15 protein-coding genes are annotated in these 15,537 nt (G+C 56.3%); 4 read left to right on the top strand and 11 right to left on the bottom strand.

Features of this window, described 5'->3' with window-relative positions; genetic code table 11:
* Positions 1–53: 53 nt before the first annotated feature.
* A complete protein-coding gene (locus JOE33_RS06705; protein WP_003424988.1) occupies positions 54–254 on the top strand; it encodes a hypothetical protein in 201 nt (66 codons plus the stop codon).
* A 56-nt stretch (positions 255–310) separates the two neighbouring features.
* On the opposite strand, the gene JOE33_RS06700 is transcribed toward JOE33_RS06705, so the two are convergent.
* From JOE33_RS06700 to JOE33_RS06655, 11 genes are read right to left on the bottom strand one after another with little or no spacing between them, the layout of a single operon-like run.
* Entirely contained in the window at positions 311–1,675 is a 1,365-nt protein-coding gene (locus tag JOE33_RS06700; RefSeq protein WP_177231887.1) for an STY4528 family pathogenicity island replication protein, read from the bottom strand.
* Positions 1,676–1,680: 5 nt separating this feature from the next.
* Positions 1,681–2,418, bottom strand: a complete 738-nt coding sequence (locus tag JOE33_RS06695) for a DUF2857 domain-containing protein (protein ID WP_003424986.1) — start codon at positions 2,416–2,418, stop codon at positions 1,681–1,683.
* A 36-nt stretch (positions 2,419–2,454) separates the two neighbouring features.
* Entirely contained in the window at positions 2,455–4,215 is a 1,761-nt protein-coding gene (locus JOE33_RS06690; RefSeq protein WP_004409815.1) for a ParB family protein, read from the bottom strand.
* 2 nt (positions 4,216–4,217) lie between these two features.
* Entirely contained in the window at positions 4,218–4,535 is a 318-nt protein-coding gene (locus JOE33_RS06685) for an Arc family DNA-binding protein (protein ID WP_003317584.1), read from the bottom strand.
* A complete protein-coding gene (locus JOE33_RS25750) occupies positions 4,471–4,716 on the bottom strand; it encodes a hypothetical protein (protein WP_024661822.1) in 246 nt (81 codons plus the stop codon). The genes JOE33_RS06685 and JOE33_RS25750 overlap by 65 nt, the downstream gene beginning before the upstream one ends.
* On the bottom strand, positions 4,713–5,120 hold the full coding sequence (locus tag JOE33_RS06680; RefSeq protein ID WP_003424983.1) for a hypothetical protein: 408 nt from the start codon (positions 5,118–5,120) through the stop codon (positions 4,713–4,715). The genes JOE33_RS25750 and JOE33_RS06680 overlap by 4 nt, the downstream gene beginning before the upstream one ends.
* A gap of 1 nt (position 5,121) precedes the next feature.
* Positions 5,122–5,463 (bottom strand): hypothetical protein, encoded by a 342-nt coding sequence (locus JOE33_RS06675; RefSeq protein ID WP_003424982.1) that lies wholly within the window; start codon positions 5,461–5,463, stop codon positions 5,122–5,124.
* Positions 5,460–6,806: a replicative DNA helicase gene (dnaB, locus tag JOE33_RS06670; RefSeq protein WP_017699423.1), complete on the bottom strand. Its 1,347-nt coding sequence runs from the start codon at positions 6,804–6,806 to the stop codon at positions 5,460–5,462. Before dnaB ends, JOE33_RS06675 begins: the two co-directional genes overlap by 4 nt.
* A complete protein-coding gene (locus tag JOE33_RS06665) occupies positions 6,806–7,507 on the bottom strand; it encodes a DUF2786 domain-containing protein (RefSeq protein ID WP_004409822.1) in 702 nt (233 codons plus the stop codon). Before JOE33_RS06665 ends, dnaB begins: the two co-directional genes overlap by 1 nt.
* A complete protein-coding gene (locus JOE33_RS06660; RefSeq protein ID WP_096244073.1) occupies positions 7,504–8,259 on the bottom strand; it encodes a hypothetical protein in 756 nt (251 codons plus the stop codon). Before JOE33_RS06660 ends, JOE33_RS06665 begins: the two co-directional genes overlap by 4 nt.
* Before the next feature lies 1 nt (position 8,260).
* Entirely contained in the window at positions 8,261–9,121 is an 861-nt protein-coding gene (locus JOE33_RS06655; RefSeq protein WP_096244072.1) for a ParA family protein, read from the bottom strand.
* Positions 9,122–9,738: 617 nt separating this feature from the next.
* Here JOE33_RS06655 and JOE33_RS25745 point away from each other — a divergent pair.
* From JOE33_RS25745 to JOE33_RS06640, 3 genes are all read left to right on the top strand, one after another.
* Positions 9,739–10,383 (top strand): response regulator, encoded by a 645-nt coding sequence (locus JOE33_RS25745; protein WP_010432199.1) that lies wholly within the window; start codon positions 9,739–9,741, stop codon positions 10,381–10,383.
* Positions 10,384–10,889: 506 nt separating this feature from the next.
* Positions 10,890–12,551: a ShlB/FhaC/HecB family hemolysin secretion/activation protein gene (locus tag JOE33_RS06645; protein WP_187625239.1), complete on the top strand. Its 1,662-nt coding sequence runs from the start codon at positions 10,890–10,892 to the stop codon at positions 12,549–12,551.
* Between the two features lie 64 nt (positions 12,552–12,615).
* Positions 12,616–15,471: a filamentous hemagglutinin N-terminal domain-containing protein gene (locus tag JOE33_RS06640; protein ID WP_187625240.1), complete on the top strand. Its 2,856-nt coding sequence runs from the start codon at positions 12,616–12,618 to the stop codon at positions 15,469–15,471.
* Positions 15,472–15,537 lie beyond the last annotated feature (66 nt).

The following is a 15,537-nucleotide window of genomic DNA, read 5'->3' as shown; positions in this document are numbered from 1 at the left end:
GATCGGAATGGTTTTTTGGCGGAGACCCTGATTTTCGTGGGCTTGCGTGTGGAATGACTCAGAGCGGTGCTGGAAGTGATTCCCCGGGAATCACCCTGATCGGCGCTGAAAGTGATGCCAGTGGCATCACCCAGACCGGTGCCGGTGGTGATTCCCCGGGAATCACCTTGGTCGATGCTGAAAGGGATGTCAGTGGCATCACCCAGACCGGTGCCGGTAGTGATTCCCGGGGAATCACCTCGGTCGATGCTTGAACTGATGCCAGTGGAGTCACAGTGCTTGCCTTGATTGCAGCATTCAGCTGATCTGTTCAACACTGTGATCTCGGTCGAATTATCCGTTTGATGTCCATCATTGAGCTGCGCCCGGCAGCCAGTGAAGACTCGTCACGATCTTGCGGCGAGACTGTTTTGACGGGAGGCGGGGGAGTTGGCTTTGGTTGATCAGGCGCGTTGCTGAGATGTTTCGGCTGGGGGGAGTGCGCCTGTGGATTGTGAGCTGACGCTCTAGGAGCCTGCCACTGGGCGTTGAACTCCCCACTCAGGGCTTTCTGCATGCAGCTCAACAGATAACCGAATGGGTTCTTCACGGAACCGCTATTGCAACGATGGCGCCATTGATCAAGCAACGGTTCTCGCAGTGTCGGCTCGACGCTCTGCAATGCGGTCATCGCCCTGAAGCGTTGATCCTCAGTAAACCTTTCAAACCCTGGAGGTAGATCGACTGGAGCGCTCACAGCCTCGCGCGGTACAGAGCTTTTACATACAGATGTATTTGTATTCGTATACGTACTATATGAGTTCGGAATCCGAACTGTGCCGTATGATGCTGATTTTAGACTGAGTTCGGATTCCGAACTCGGTCTCTCGATATTCGCTTTCTCGCTGATTTTACTGAGTTCGGAATCCGAACTCAGTACTGAGGGCCCGCTTTCTTGCTGAGTTCGGATTCCGAACTCAGGCTGGTTTTCTTCGCGATCCACGGCATTCGGTGCATCATGCCAACCCTGACTACGCCATCTACCCTCAATAACATCAAGCCGCGTGGGCAGCACACCTGTCGATTGATTAGGGTCGGCTGCGAATTCTTTGAATGCCAAATCTGCCACGGTCCTGACAGCTTTATTTGCATGCTCGAGGGAATGGCCTACAAGCAACAGGTAGTCGCGATCAAGCTCCATAGCCTCAACACACCCGACCGGTTCGTCATGCAGGATGTAGACGTTTCCCTGCATTCGACCGCTCAGAGAGTCTCTTACTCGCCGTCCAAGACTAAGCCAGCGCGTCAAGCGAAGCACTGTCAGAGCCTTCGCCACAGTTTCTCTGGATGCGAATTTTCCTGGGACTGAGCCAAGGTAGGGACGAAGTTGTTCATAAGTCGGAAAGGCTGTGATGCCATCTGCGTTAATAAGCAGTCTGAAGACTTGCCAAGCATTGCGCTCAAGCGGTGAAAGTCGATCATCAAGCAGAAGGCTTCGCGGCACCGTCTCATGTGGATTTCCACTGAAAACGATACCGTCGAGTGTGTCCTCAGTATCTGAGCCAGCAACCGACTTTCTATTATCTGAGCCAGAGCTCTGCTGTTGGGCCAGCTTTAATTGCTGGAGCAGCAGATGATTTTGTAGAGCCCCGGCAGCGGCATTAATGGCTCCCCCCAGAGAAGGGCGCCGGTTCATCCTTATCACATCCGGTCGCCTTCTACCTTGCCCACGGGCTTGTTCGCCTGGCTTTGACCCGGCCGGCTCCGATTAGCGTTTGCTTTCGACTGTTGCCGCGACTCCCCAAGCATTACGAGGCTTGCCGATTTACGCTTCTTGCCAGTCGGGTATAGGTCCTGAGCCAGCCATCCTTGAATCTTGTTCCAGACGAGGCCCAGGGTGATCTGATCCGGAGGCACGATGTGGGGCTCTTCAGGAGGGATGTTTACCTCCTCCGTCAGCATCATCGCGATATCAAGTAATGCGACACCATCCGTATGATCCACGTTGTACTCTTCCATCAGCTGCACAAACCTATGCCACAGAGGTGCGTCATCGGGAATGTCTCTGAATCGCCCAGGGCGTCCAGGAACACCTACCAGTACCCGTTGCAAGGAAACTTCTTGGGGGGACATGCCGAAGAACTCCTGCAGCATTGGGGTCGTCGCCCCCAAACGAAGCGCGCGCTGCACGATTCGGTTTTCCTGATCAGTGCGCTCCTTGTTCGCCAGCAGACGCTTCACCATGTCCGGATCAACCGCCACGCGGCACCAGATAACTGCAGAGTTCAGCAACACACTTTGTGATGAGGGATGCTGGAGCAGTGCCAGAATTTCTGGGTCCAGTCCCATATCAAGGCAACGCCTCACTTCACCGTTGCGCAAGTGATGCAGAATTTGCGCAACCATGGCTTCGTTGAGGGGGTTATGTTTTTTCGACATGACCAAACTCCTGTCTCACAACGCCGGAAAAAAACCTCATGGGGTCTGAACCACGCTGACGCTTCCAACTTCCAGCTCCACCAACCGTCGGCCGAGGCGAATGAGTCGGAAAAGCTTAACGATGCAGGTATCGTCCAAGCGCCCCTGGAGTATTGCTTCACGGTCTTCGTATCTCGGGCTACCTAACAGCAACTGGGCCAGCGCGGCGGTGAACTGAAACTCGGACACATCCAGTGGTTGCTCGGGGGACTCTTTGATCAAGGCAATTGCGTACACCCCACTAATCGACTGGAGAAGGGTCAGTACGTTATTGGCCAGATCGCTGAGGTCTAAATTTTCAGGAGGGTCTTGGCAGAGGAAGCCCAAACCACCCGGGACATCAATCACGCTGTCTGGATTGATGCCTGACAGGTGGGCGATCTCTCGGGCGAGCTGAGCGATTACCGGCCGCAATTCATCCGGCTGGTCGAGGATACGTTCGATGTACCAGACGTCAGAGATAGGATGTAACCCACCCGCTTGGACCGGTATCGAAATCAGCGCATTTGTCTTGAAGTCGGGCAGATTTTCCCCATCGAGGGCTGCCAACTGCCGCTTCACATCCTGCACACGTTCGGTGGTGGATATCGGGCTAACGATATGCCCGGCAAGCCTTTCTGCGCGCTCCTGCTCGGTGAGCTCAGGAGCCTGAGGGGGCTTGTTATCGATAGTTTCGGTTTTCGAAGACCTTGGCGATACGTCCTGTTTGCCCTTGTTTTTGCCAGCCTCAGAAGGGCGAGCCTGAATGGCTGGTTCCTGTTGCTGATGGCTACCCGGACCGTCGTCAGCTTCAGGCGGAAGGCCAGCAGGTTCAGGCTGTTGAGCTGGCGTCAAACTCACTGGGGTATCGATCACAGATGAACGTCGTGCTTGGTTCTGATTTTCACTCAGAGTGAGTAGGAGCTGCTCGTAAGACAGCCCCGTTCCCGACTGCATGTGACTGATCAACTCATCCTGAACCCGCTCGTAGACAAACTCGCTCGCATCGCCATCGAACAGAGAAAGTACGTCCTGGAACAAACCTTCGAAGTCAGGGATGTGTTCTTTCCCCTCTGTATGCGTGTTCCAGGTCTGGCCAGCGGCCTTGCGTAGGGAAAGGAGACGCTCCACCTGGTGTTTTCCTAACCCTGAGTAAAGCGCACTGGGTATCACTGGAAGAAGGCTGCGAACCGTATCCTGCATCTTGCTGATATGTGACTGGGAAACCGGATAGCCGTCGGCACTGAGCCTCCGAACCAGTTCCCTTTGAGATATGGACTCACCGGCTTCTTTCTCATAGATGGCACGAGCATTTTCTATGCCCACCGCCCTTTCGATGAACATCAGAGAACCGCGAAGATCGTTTTCCGAAAGGTGACCTGTGAGAGCGATAATCTCCCCACGTGCTGAGTCCCAGGGCCGAAACAGAACATTGTGCCGATAGAAACGGTCTTCGCCGGTTTCGCTGTACAGCTCCCGAAGAATCTGCAGACGTGTATTGCCGCCGTTGTTGATGGTGTATTTAATTTCGCCAGGTCGACGCGTTACTGTAGGGCGGTGATCCAAGCCACGCTGCCTGATGGAGTCTTTGATCTCCTTGTACTTCGCATTGGTTACGGTGCGAGGGTTTTGCTCAAAGGCTTTCATCTCGTCCAGGGTAAGAACCATGGGCGTATCTACAATCGGGTCCGGCAGTTGATCAACCGTCGGGCCAGAACGACTGAACGAGCCTTGTAACAACTTGCCCGAGATTTCATCTGCAGTCAGTTTGCCAGCCATGATTATTGGCCCGCCTCAGGAAGTTGGATGACGTTGCTGGTCGGTGTTCCGCCTTTGAGCAGCACATCGATCACAGCCGTAAGCCTCGCAATCTCCTGCTCGTGACGAAGCGTCGCTTCAATACGGCTTATGATTTCTGAGTTCATTGAGCGATGGTTTGCTTTTGCAGCCCCACGGACCCGGCCCCTCATTCCAGTAGGTAGGCGGATGACGAACTTCTCGTCTTTGTCGTCCTCACGAATATTCACAGCTTCGTTATTCAGCATGGCGATCTCCAATCTGGCTTTGGTTTTGTGCGCGGCGCAATTGAGCGCGAGCATTGAGGCCGGCCCTGTGGTCGCTGGGTGTGAAAGAAGTGAAGATGGGTGAACACCCACCTTTGGTGAACTTGATATGCCCACCATGAGTGCGATGCACTGCCCATCCCTGTGAGATGGCGAAGTCAGCCAAGTCCTGCAGGGACTTTTTCCTGCCTCGAAGAGACGTAGATGTATTGCTCATGACCGCGCCCTCGCTTTTGTAAAAGCAGCAGAGCGGAAGGGGATCTGATAGCGACGAGCTATGGCTTCACAACGCTTCCGCGTTTGATTGAGCGTCGCAGCGGCGGACGCCAGTGATGCCCCTGCTGTGCAGTGGGCTTTCAGCAGTCGCGCCAGCTCTGTGTCGGTCAGATCGTTTGTTTTTTTCCGCCCACGAGCGCTGGTATCCGCCTTCAACTGTGCGGTTTTTTCAGAGTTGATAATGAATGAGCTGTCATTCGAGCGCTGGCTCGCTTCAACCTGGTTGATAGCGCCCCCACGACTTAAGTAATCAGCCATCGCCTTCTCGATATCGCTCCGGAGGCGCTCTTTTTCCCGGTCCGACTGGACCGGCAGATCTTCTTCAGTAGTGTGATATAGCTGCATGTCACTGGCCTCCCAATCCGCCGAGCTTGTCACCCGACTGGATCTCTAGGATTTCAACCTCGTGGTCGACAAAGGTGTCAGTGAGTTTTTTCATGAAGGCTTTTCTGGAAGTACCTGGGCTCATGCGGAACACGACGGTGTACTCCTTGCTGTCTGGTGCCTTACTGGAGGCCACAACGCTCCACTGTGGGTGCACCAGCTCCAGTTCTACGACTTCACCGCTATGGCACGAAGGGCACTCGGGCGCACGTTTTCCTGCTGGCATGACCGCGGTGAAAGGGTGGTGGTGGCCGCACGTGCGGCACTCATGAGTTATGCAAAGAGGTTTATTGCGCGCGCTCATGATCGAGCTCCTTGCCATGCGGCGGCCGAGAGGTTTTCGAAACGGGTGTGTTGGGGGATGAAGGCCGTTCGGACGGTGCCGAGCGCGCCGTTTCGATGCTTGCTGAGAATGAGTTCGGCGACCCCTTTTTGCTCGCTGTCGGGGTTGTAAACCTCGTCCCGATATACGAACAGAATCAGGTCAGCGTCTTGCTCAAGCGCGCCCGACTCACGGAGGTCTGCATTGATAGGTCGCTTGTTCGGACGCCGCTCAAGTTCTCTGTTGAGCTGAGAGAGCGCCACGACAGGACAGTCGAACTCTTTGGCCAAAGCCTTGAGTGACCGAGATATCTCACTGATTTCATTGGTCCGATTTTCTTTACCTGGACATTTCATCATTTGCAGATAATCGATCAATATCAGGACTGGCTTTCCGAAACGCCGTGCGCCTCTGCGAGCCCGCGCACGAATTGCCGAGGGAGTGAGGTCAGCTTGATCATCAATTACAAGGCGATCGCCATACGAGTTGATCTTTTGCACTGCCATCGCGAGCTTCGGCCAGTCCTCATCCTCCAACTGCCCGCGTATCAACTTCTCCAGGTTCAGGTGCCCCAGGATCGAGATGAGCCTGTAAATGATCGCCTCTGCCGGCATCTCGAGGCTGTAGACCTGAACAGTGGCCTGAGTATCTTTTTGAAGCGCAGCGTCTACCAAGTTGAGCGCCAGGCTGGTTTTGCCCATGGAGGGTCTGGCCGCAATAATGATCAGATCGGCTGGTTGTAGTCCGCCCGTCAATTCATCAAGATCGGAAAGCCCTGTGGGCAATCCAACGACCGACTCCCCAGCGTTGAAGCGAAGATCGATCTTGTCGACCACCTGCATAAGCATCTGGTTGACGTCCACAAAGTCGGAAGTCTGCCGTCCTTGCCCCAAAGCAAAAAGTTGCTGCTCGATGACGTCCTGAACCTCAGACGCTTTCGCTTGAGGATCTGAAGCCTCCCGGGTACATGCATAGCCGTGTGAAATAATCCGGCGTAGATGAGCTCGGTTACTCACTGTTTCTGCATAAGCCTTGATGTTGGCCACAGAAGGCGTGTTTTTGGCGAGCTCACTGAGATAAGCCAAGCCCCCAGCAGCATCTATTGCTGTAATGGAGTCGGAAACCGTGACCACGTCAAATGGCCTATTCGATTCAGCCAGCCCAGCAATGCTCTGGAATATCAGACGGTGCTCGGCCCGGTAGAAATCATCGGCTTTAATACGGTCTGCGATCAGGTCCCAGGACTCGTTATCAAGCATCAGTCCGCCAAGCACAGCTTGTTCGGCTTCCACGGAGTGGGGAGGTGACATATGAGAAATGTCCATCAAGCCCTCCCGATTCTTGCCGGGGACTGGGAGTGCTGATCGACGCCTCTGTGCAACGCTGCTCTAGAACCTTGCGTCCAGCCCTGATGTTGAGATTTCAGGTCGTGGCCCTTAACAGAGGTGGGCTCAAGCTCTTTTTCGACTACGGTGGGGTGGTGCAGGCTGAGGTAAGCGCTTATCGCTTGCTGAGCTTCAGCATTTTGTCGACCGGCGAATTTGTAAACGTTGGTGGCCACCGCATTGATCCATGCTTCGGCAAAAATCCGTCCACGCCGTCTTTTGGTGGTTGGATTGCAGCGTTTGAGCTGCGAAACGTGCTGACGACGCGCCGAAACAAGCTGCAGATGAAGCGCGGAATAGGCATAGCACGCCAGATCGGGCGATACACCTAACCCGACGAACTTGAAATGCCAGTCTCCAGGCCGTGAGGGGAAAGCAAAACAATCGCAGTCGAAAGCGCTCGCGCACGTGCCTGCCAGGCTGTGCAGCCAACTCGCTGGCGCTCGCTTTGTGCCGGCAGATACTGACGCCTCACGTGCGAGGTGGGCGTCCACCTCAAGCTCTTCGAGCTGGTACTGCTCCATAAGCTTGCGGCCTTGCCGCAGGGCTGTCTCAGCCTCATTAGGAGAGGCACCCGCAGAACGTGCCAGTGCGAAGCATTTGATGACTTTGTCGATTATCCGTTGGCGGTCAATGCTCATGGCCGTACCTCCGGTACTGCCTCAACCGCCAGAGCCTCTTTCCAGAGTCTGAGGGTTTCATGTTCTTCAGCTGTGAGCGCGGCTTTAGCATTCGCATCACGGACTTTTGACTGCAGAGCGGCTAGCCGATCCTCGACCTCAGATCCATCGTCGTAAGAGATGTCATTAGTCAATGCCTCAACGAGCCGGATACGAAGCGAGCCTAGGCAACTGAGTCGGTAAGCGGTCAGGCTTCCCCAACCTATCAGTCTGCTGAACGGCGTCAGTAAGGTGCTTCGGATCTCGCTATTAAGCTCGACTGCGGAGTAGAAACTGTCATATGCGCCGATGCGGTTGAATAACAGCGCCGTTTTCAGGAGCTCAAGTTTCTGGTCCAGGCTCTCAGTGGGTAGGGGATATGTGGCCGCAATCAGTAGTTTCGCTCTTGCGTTCCGAGCCTCCTGCCGACGTTTAACCGCTTTCTCGTCGCGTACACGTTTTTCCTTGGCATGCTCGACATGAGAGTTCACTGATTCAAGGAGCTGCGCGGCCTGTGAGAGCAGTTCACGCTGTTCCACGCTCAAGTAATCACCCAGTCGACTAATCAAGCCGCGGCCCATCTGATGGCCGGAGCTTAAATTGCGGAGCTCACGCGACGTGTTCGTAAGCTTGGTCTGAGCGGCGCGCAGTTGTGATGAGTTGTACTGATCGTTGAGCTTGCCCACCAATTCAGGAGTAATGCCGGAAGCTTCCGTGAGATTTATCTTTGCCATCTCATTGACCCCCTTTTACCAGGGCCTCTACGGCGGATTCAGTCATCGCCTCGAAACGGTCGGTCCATTGCGGCAGAAGCTCAATCACAAGCCCTCGAATGACCTGAAGCGCGCTCGGCGCGCGTCGATTGGAAGGTTTTTTGTATTCGAGCCGATGTGCCGACATGCCTGCTGTAGATCCCTCGCGGAAAATTACTGAAGCAGGAACTGTGCTGTTGAGGACATCGACTTCCATGTTGTCCGCGAAGGTCTTTCTGATGGCGTCATGAATCCCACGAGCGTCAACGGTCTGGTCGAGGCAGTTGACTACAACCTTGATTGGAGGGACGTGCAGGCCAAGCCTCGAGTAAGGACGCAGTCCTTCAAGCATTTGCAACGTCCCACGGTTAAACTCGCGGGCGCTGAGCATGTTCGGTGGCAACGGGGATACAGCAAGATCTGACGCTAAAACCACCATCTCCAACATGACGCTTCGTGCGCCCTGGGTGTCAATGAGAATCAGGTCGAATTGACCCTCGAAAGCTTTCAGCAGAGAAGCCAATCGCAGACGACCATCCGCAGCCTGAAGCAGGAGGCTAATCAACTGGTTGTTGGGGTCGTTCGACAAGATCAAGGACAGGTTCGGGATGCTTGTCCTCGATATGATTCGCTCTGGATCAGTCAGGTTATGTGCGATGAGGTCGAATATGCCGCCGCTGACTTCCTGTGCCATTGGGTAATAGGAGGACAGTGAAGGCTGTACAGGGTCCATGTCGATGAGTAGGACCCTCAAGCCGGCGTCGGCGCAGAAGCCGCCGATGTTGGCAGCCAAAGTGGTTTTACCGACACCACCTTTGGTGGACAAAAGCGAGGTTATGTACATGATTTAAAGCCTCTAATGGGGACATTAGAGACTGCGGTTTGGGATACTGAACGATCTCAAGCGGGGTCCTGCCTCAGCGTTACGACCAATTGGCTTTTAACCAATTGGTCGTAGGTTCGAATCCCACACGACCCACCATTTCGAAAATCTGGAAGGCCCATGAAAATGCGGATTTCCAGGTTTTTTTTTGCCTTGCGGATTGTCATGGTCGGATAGCGGCTTTGAGCTTTTTTCCTGATCCAGCGAGCTCCGCCTGTCTCAGGCATAGCAACATGGTGACCTGGAACCCCTTTCGGTAGAGCATTTCAAACACGCTGAGCCAGAATCAGGCCGAAGTGATTACTGTCCTTTTCGCAGTGGCACATTCCTCTACTACCAACACTTCGATCCAGTTCATGGCGCGGACGCTAGCGCCGTTTTCAAACGCGATTGACCGTATCGGGCTTTAAATCATGAATGGCGCCTGCCGGTCGGCCTGCAATCGGTGAACGGTGGACCGCCATCCAGATGGATAGATGTTTATTTGCACCTCGGACTCGCTTTGGGTTTAGTATCCGGCCACCAAGACAGGACCGGCATGGGTCCGAGTCCGTGCTTGGCTCTTCTGGGCTGTGCACATGATCAAGCAGAACACCTTCAATAATGCCAGCGCTCCTGTAACCGTCCATGTCGTCGACGATGACTTAGACACCCGCGACCTGCTGTGCCAACTGCTGACGCCAGCAGGCTACCCGGTGCAGTCCCATAATAGCGGCACAGCTTTTTTACAGGCTTACGACGGCCTGGCCGGCTGCGTGATGCTCGATCTGGTAATGCCTGGAATGCGCGGCGAGGCGTTGCTGGATGAGATCGTGCGGCGCAAATTCAACGTGGTCGTCATTGTCATGACCGCTCACGCGACGATCGAGTCCGCCATTCATATAACCCGGGCAGGGGCGATTGGTTTTCTGCAGAAACCTTTCGACGGCGATCAGTTGCTGAAAACGCTGGAAAAGATTTCCCTCCAGGCGCAAACCGTTTTCGCCCGGCGCGCTCTAGTCGACGATTATCGGCTACGGCTGGAAAGCCTGACGTCACGAGAGCGCGAAGTAATGGATCTGATGCTGGCTGCTATGACCAGTCAGGAAATAGCCACTCAGTTGGGTAATAGCAAGAAAACCGTGGATATTCACCGAGCGCGGGTTATGCAGAAAATGGGGGCGAGTACTATTACCGAACTCATCATGGGCTGGACGCTATTATTTCATGGCCCCGTCATTTAAGTGTCATAACCGGTTTCCCGTTTCTTGATAGGTATTAGTACCTATAGTGGCTTTTTGATCCTTGCTAAAAGAAAGGGTAAGCATAAACTGTGGTGACCAAGGTGAATTTCTTGGGCGCCGTTTCTAACTCGCTATATCAAGCATGGAAATATCCGGATTGAGTCGACCCCGACGCCCATCGTCGTGGCTTGGCTTGAACCCTTGTTTCTGATCGCTGAGCGTGCGCATTTTGTAAAACTCTCAATTTACGGTCCGTTCTGTAGCCGGAGTTGTGTGTGGTGAACTCATCGCAGACAAACAGCATGGTTGTGGGTCAACGTCGGTGTGAGCGTTGCAGACCTACTGAAAGCTTCAATCCTTTAGATGCGCGTTTAGATGCGCTTAGAGGGCATCTGTCAATTTACGGTTGCGCATAAAAGTTGATGTAGAAAGCACCGAGCCTGTGACGCCACAGGACTCTTGTATCAATAGATAGACCCGTAGTTAAAAATACCGAGAGAATTATTGTGCAGAAGAAGTTTGTGGCGTGTGTGGTTTTGACCTTGAGCCAGGGCGTATATGCGGCATCGCTTGTGCCGAGTGCCGGGAGCCAGATCCAACAGATCCCCGTTGCTCCCACACTGGAAAAAGTGCCTCCGCACATGAGTGTCGAGCATTCCCAGGCACCTGCAGTTCCCGCTTCCGACAGCGCCCGGTTAAAAGTCAGTGCGTTGCATCTTACAGGCCATCGTCTTTATTCCGAAACACAGTTACTGAGCCTGACCGGCTTCGTGCCGGGCCAGGAACTGAGCCTGGGCCAGTTGCAGACCATGGCTGCGAAGATTGCCGACTTTTATCACCAGAAGGGCTATTTCGTTGCCCAGGCGTACTTGCCGGCCCAGGAAATCAAGAACGGTGCCGTCACTATTGCGATCATCGAAGGCCAGTACGGGGCCATAACAGTACGCAACCAGAGCTCTCTTTCCGACCGGTTGGCCAATGGCGCGGTGGACGATCTTCACAGCGCCGACGCCATCCATTCCAGTGCCCTGGAGCGTGATTTGCTGTTGCTCTCGGACACGCCCGGCGTCGAAGTACGCTCAACGCTGGTGCCCGGCGCATCGGTGGGCGCGGCTGACCTGATTGTCGATGTGACGCCTGGACAACAAGTAACCGGCAGCATCGATGCCGACAACGGCGGCAATCGCTACACAGGCCAGTACCGTCTGGGCGGGACCCTGAATATCAATAATCTGGCCGGGCAGGGCGACGTGGCCTCACTGCGCGCGCTTTCCAGTTTCGACGGTCTGGACTATGCCCGCGCCGCCTACCAGATGCAGTTTGGCCAGGCGACCGCAGGCGTTGCCTACAGCCGACTGGATTACAAGCTGGGTCGAGAGTTCAGCGAGCTGCACGGTAATGGCACGGCGGACATTGCCAGTGTCTACGGCAGCTACCCGCTGCTGCGTTCACGCCGCACCAACCTGTATGTGCAGATGGGCGTGGATTACAAAACGTTCGACGACCGCATCGACCTGGTGTCGTCGCATGTCGAGCGCAACGTCGCGGTACTGATGACTACCCTGCGTGGGGATCATCGCGATGACTTCGGCGGCGGCGGACTGACCGCCGGCTCCCTGACGTGGTCGACAGGCAACCTGGATATTGAAACCCGTGAAGCGCGCTCGGCAGACGGGCTCACCGCCCGCAGTAATGGGCACTACGACAAGCTGGGTTTCAGCGCCATGCGCTTGCAGCGCATCACCGATGCGTTCTCGCTGTATGGCGCCGTCAATGGCCAGGTGGCTTCCAAGAATCTGGATATCTCGGAAAAGATGTATCTGGGCGGCATCGACGGCGTGCGGGCCTACCCTCAGGGCGAAGCTTTCGGTGACGAAGGTTACCTGGCGACCGTGGAAGCCCGATACCTGCTGCCGCCTTTTTCGGGGATGGGGCAAGTGCAACTGGTCAGCTTCGTCGATACCGGTACGGTCACGCTCAATGAAAATCGCTGGGATAACTCGGACCGGACTCGAACCCTGAGCGGGGCGGGGGTAGGCATCAACTGGTTCGACTTCAATAACTATTCCGTGAAGACCTACTACGCGCAAAAGCTGGGTGGCGAAACGGCTACCTCGGCTCCGGATTCGAACGGCCGCTTCTGGGTCCAGGTGGTCAAGTATTTTTGATCACAGCCTCGGTAACCGCAGCGAACCCCACGTAAGCCATGCCTGAATCAAGTAGGTAAACCTCATGAATACCCATTCCCTCTCAAGCCGACATGCCAAGGCCGGCACCGTCGTCGCCTTTGGTCCTTTGCCTTTCACGCTGCAACTGCTGGCGGCTGCCATCCTGTTCGCGAGCTCAGGCGGCGCCTATGCGCTTCCCGTTGGCGGGGCTGTTTCGGCGGGCAGCGCCACCATCGGTTCGGGCGGCGGCACTACCACCATTACCCAGTCCAGCCAGAATGCCGCGATCAACTGGCAGAGTTTCAATATCGGAACCGGCGAGTCGGTCAATTTCGTGCAGCCCAATGGCAGCGCCACGGCCCTCAACCGGGTACTGGGCGCGGACCCTTCAAGCATTCTGGGTAGCCTGAATGCCAACGGCAAAGTATTTCTGGTCAACCCCAACGGTATCGTTTTCGGCCAGGGCGCGTCGGTCAATGTTGGCGGCCTGGTGGGCTCCACGCGCAACATCAGCGACAGCGATTTCATGGCTGGGCAATACAATTTCGAGGGCACCGGTGCCGGCAGTGTGGTCAATCACGGCACAATTAACGCCAAAGGTGGATCTGTGGCGCTGCTTGGTGCCAATGTCAGCAACCAAGGTGTGATTCAGGCGCAACTCGGCACGGTTGCCCTGGCGGCCGGCAACGCGTTCACCCTGGATGTGGCGGGTGACGGACTGCTCAATGTGGCGGTCAACAAGGGCGCGGTGGATGCTCTGGTGCAGAACGGCGGGCTGATCCAGGCCGACGGAGGCCGCGTGCTGATGACTGCTCAGTCGGCGAACAGCCTGTTACCGTCCAGCGTGAACAACACCGGCGTGGTTCGGGCCCAGACCCTGGAAAATCACAACGGCACCATCATGCTGATGGGTGACATGCAGAGCGGCACCGTGAATCTGGCCGGTACCCTCGATGCCAGCGCGCCCAATGGTGGCTCCGGAGGTTTTGTCGAAACTTCCGCGGCACACGTCAATGTCGCCAGCGGCACGAAAGTGACTACCTTGGCGCCCGCTGGCAAGACGGGCACCTGGTTGATCGACCCCCAGGACTATGTGATATCGAGCACGGGAAATATCTCCGGCACCACGCTCTCGAACAACCTGGTTACCAGTGACGTGCTCATTTCCAGTCCTGCAGGAGCGGGTAACGGCGATATTCTGGTCCAGGACCCTGTGACGTGGACAGCTACGACCACCCTGACCCTGAGTGCCGCTCGCGATATCCAGGTGAGTGCGCCCATCACCACGACTGGTGGCAACCTGAAGCTGCTCGCCGTACGTGATGTCAATCAGAATGCAGCCATCAACGCGACGCAAGCCGGTGGTAACGGTGGCAATGTCACGATGGTCGCGGGCAAGGATGTCAGGCTCAACCAAGTGCTTACCGTGACCAACGGCAACGTATTGCTGGTGGCCGCCAATGACGGCCTGGACCAGGGGACTGTCAGCTTCGCAGCCAAGGCCGTGGTGACCGGGACGCTGTCCACCGTCAATATTTACTACGCGCCGACCAGCTACACAGTGCCAACGGATTTCACCGGCAACTTCACCCTGACCGGTGGCGCGACGCTGAAGCCGTTCATGTGGACTTACCTGCAGGCTGACAACAAGGTTTATGACGGCAACAACGCGGCGATATTGTCGTTGCGCAGGAACCCGCCTGGCGTCGTGGCCCAGGGCGGAACGGCTACCTTCGATACGGCGAACGTGGGCACCGGTAAAACAGTGACGTACAACAGTTACTCCCTGGGCGGGGCCGACAGCGGGCTGTATGCCTTGTTTGCGCCGTTCAGCTATGTGACGGCTGCTGCCAGTACTCCAGGGTCCGGTACTACCCTGGCGAACATCACGCCCGCCCCATTGGCCATCAAGGCCAACGACGCCAGCAAGACCGAAGGCGATACGCTGGTGATCCCGAGTTCGGCGTTCACCTCCTCCGGACTGGTCAATGGCGAGACCGTTGGCAGCGCCACGCTGACAAGCCTCGGCACCGCGGCGAGCGCCAGCGCGACCGGCAGTCCTTACCTGATCAACGCCAGCAATGCCACCGGAGGAACGTTCAACCCGGCCAACTACACCATCACTTACGCCCCGGGTAACTTGTTGATCGCGGCACGGCCTGCCACCACACCACCTGCCACCACACCGCCCGTCACAACTGTGCCAGGGTCGACGTCGCCGGGTACAACGCCAAGCACGACAGTGCCAGGATCGACGTCGCCGGGTACAACGCCAGGCACGACTGTGCCAGGGTCGACGTCGCCGGGTACAACGCCAGGCACGACTGTGCCAGGTACAACGCCAGACACGACGTCACCGGCAACGACGGTGCCGGATACAACGCTTCCGGTGACAACAGTACCGGGCGCGACGCCGCCGGTGAACACCCTGCCGGGAGGGACGACTCCGGTTTCAACGCCGGTTGGCTCCACGGCTCCAAATCCGAGTGCCACGGATTCGACACTTCCGAGCAGCGGCATACCGGGGCTGGCAGTGGCCGCTACTCTACCGGGCGTGCCTGTGGACCAATACCTGGGCGCAAAAACTCCTGATATCGGCAATACAGGCAATCCGAACGACCCAGGCAACCCGGCCAATCCAGGCAACCCGAGCAATCCCGGCAGTCCAGCCAAGCCCGGCAACCCGTCAGAGGGCCGCGGCCCACACAATGGACGTGCCTATATACCGTCCATGGCCGCGCTCACGGTAGTGGGGGCCGGGATCAATATGCCTGCCAGCCAATTGGCGCAAGTTACGCCCGTTCTGCCAATTCAGGTCAAGGACTCGATCGGCGATCCGGCCAAGGCCAAGGCCAACACCCAGCAAATACCTTACCCCTACAAGGCCCCGGTTTACTTGCCCAGGCAAGAACGTAACTGAATCCCGGCGCCGCGACGGGTTGTCAGCACCAAGGTGCTGGCTCCCGGCCGGGCCGGCCTGTCATGA

It is taken from the genome of Pseudomonas sp. PvP027 (assembly GCF_017833005.1).
Classification (GTDB): domain Bacteria; phylum Pseudomonadota; class Gammaproteobacteria; order Pseudomonadales; family Pseudomonadaceae; genus Aquipseudomonas; species Aquipseudomonas congelans.
This window is presented reverse-complemented; position numbering and strand designations above follow the sequence as displayed.

Excerpts from the sequence above, each read along its gene's own strand:
- JOE33_RS06705 (WP_003424988.1), top strand. The coding sequence starts at position 54 with ATGACTCAGAGCGGTGCTGGAAGTGATTCCCCGGGAATCACCCTGATC.
- JOE33_RS06700 (WP_177231887.1), bottom strand. The coding sequence starts at position 1,675 with ATGAACCGGCGCCCTTCTCTGGGGGGAGCCATTAATGCCGCTGCCGGG.
- JOE33_RS06695 (WP_003424986.1), bottom strand. The coding sequence starts at position 2,418 with ATGTCGAAAAAACATAACCCCCTCAACGAAGCCATGGTTGCGCAAATT.
- JOE33_RS06690 (WP_004409815.1), bottom strand. The coding sequence starts at position 4,215 with ATGGCTGGCAAACTGACTGCAGATGAAATCTCGGGCAAGTTGTTACAA.
- JOE33_RS06685 (WP_003317584.1), bottom strand. The coding sequence starts at position 4,535 with ATGCTCGCGCTCAATTGCGCCGCGCACAAAACCAAAGCCAGATTGGAG.
- JOE33_RS25750 (WP_024661822.1), bottom strand. The coding sequence starts at position 4,716 with ATGAGCAATACATCTACGTCTCTTCGAGGCAGGAAAAAGTCCCTGCAG.
- JOE33_RS06680 (WP_003424983.1), bottom strand. The coding sequence starts at position 5,120 with ATGCAGCTATATCACACTACTGAAGAAGATCTGCCGGTCCAGTCGGAC.
- JOE33_RS06675 (WP_003424982.1), bottom strand. The coding sequence starts at position 5,463 with ATGAGCGCGCGCAATAAACCTCTTTGCATAACTCATGAGTGCCGCACG.
- dnaB (WP_017699423.1), bottom strand. The coding sequence starts at position 6,806 with ATGGACATTTCTCATATGTCACCTCCCCACTCCGTGGAAGCCGAACAA.
- JOE33_RS06665 (WP_004409822.1), bottom strand. The coding sequence starts at position 7,507 with ATGAGCATTGACCGCCAACGGATAATCGACAAAGTCATCAAATGCTTC.
- JOE33_RS06660 (WP_096244073.1), bottom strand. The coding sequence starts at position 8,259 with ATGGCAAAGATAAATCTCACGGAAGCTTCCGGCATTACTCCTGAATTG.
- JOE33_RS06655 (WP_096244072.1), bottom strand. The coding sequence starts at position 9,121 with ATGTACATAACCTCGCTTTTGTCCACCAAAGGTGGTGTCGGTAAAACC.
- JOE33_RS25745 (WP_010432199.1), top strand. The coding sequence starts at position 9,739 with ATGATCAAGCAGAACACCTTCAATAATGCCAGCGCTCCTGTAACCGTC.
- JOE33_RS06640 (WP_187625240.1), top strand. The coding sequence starts at position 12,616 with ATGAATACCCATTCCCTCTCAAGCCGACATGCCAAGGCCGGCACCGTC.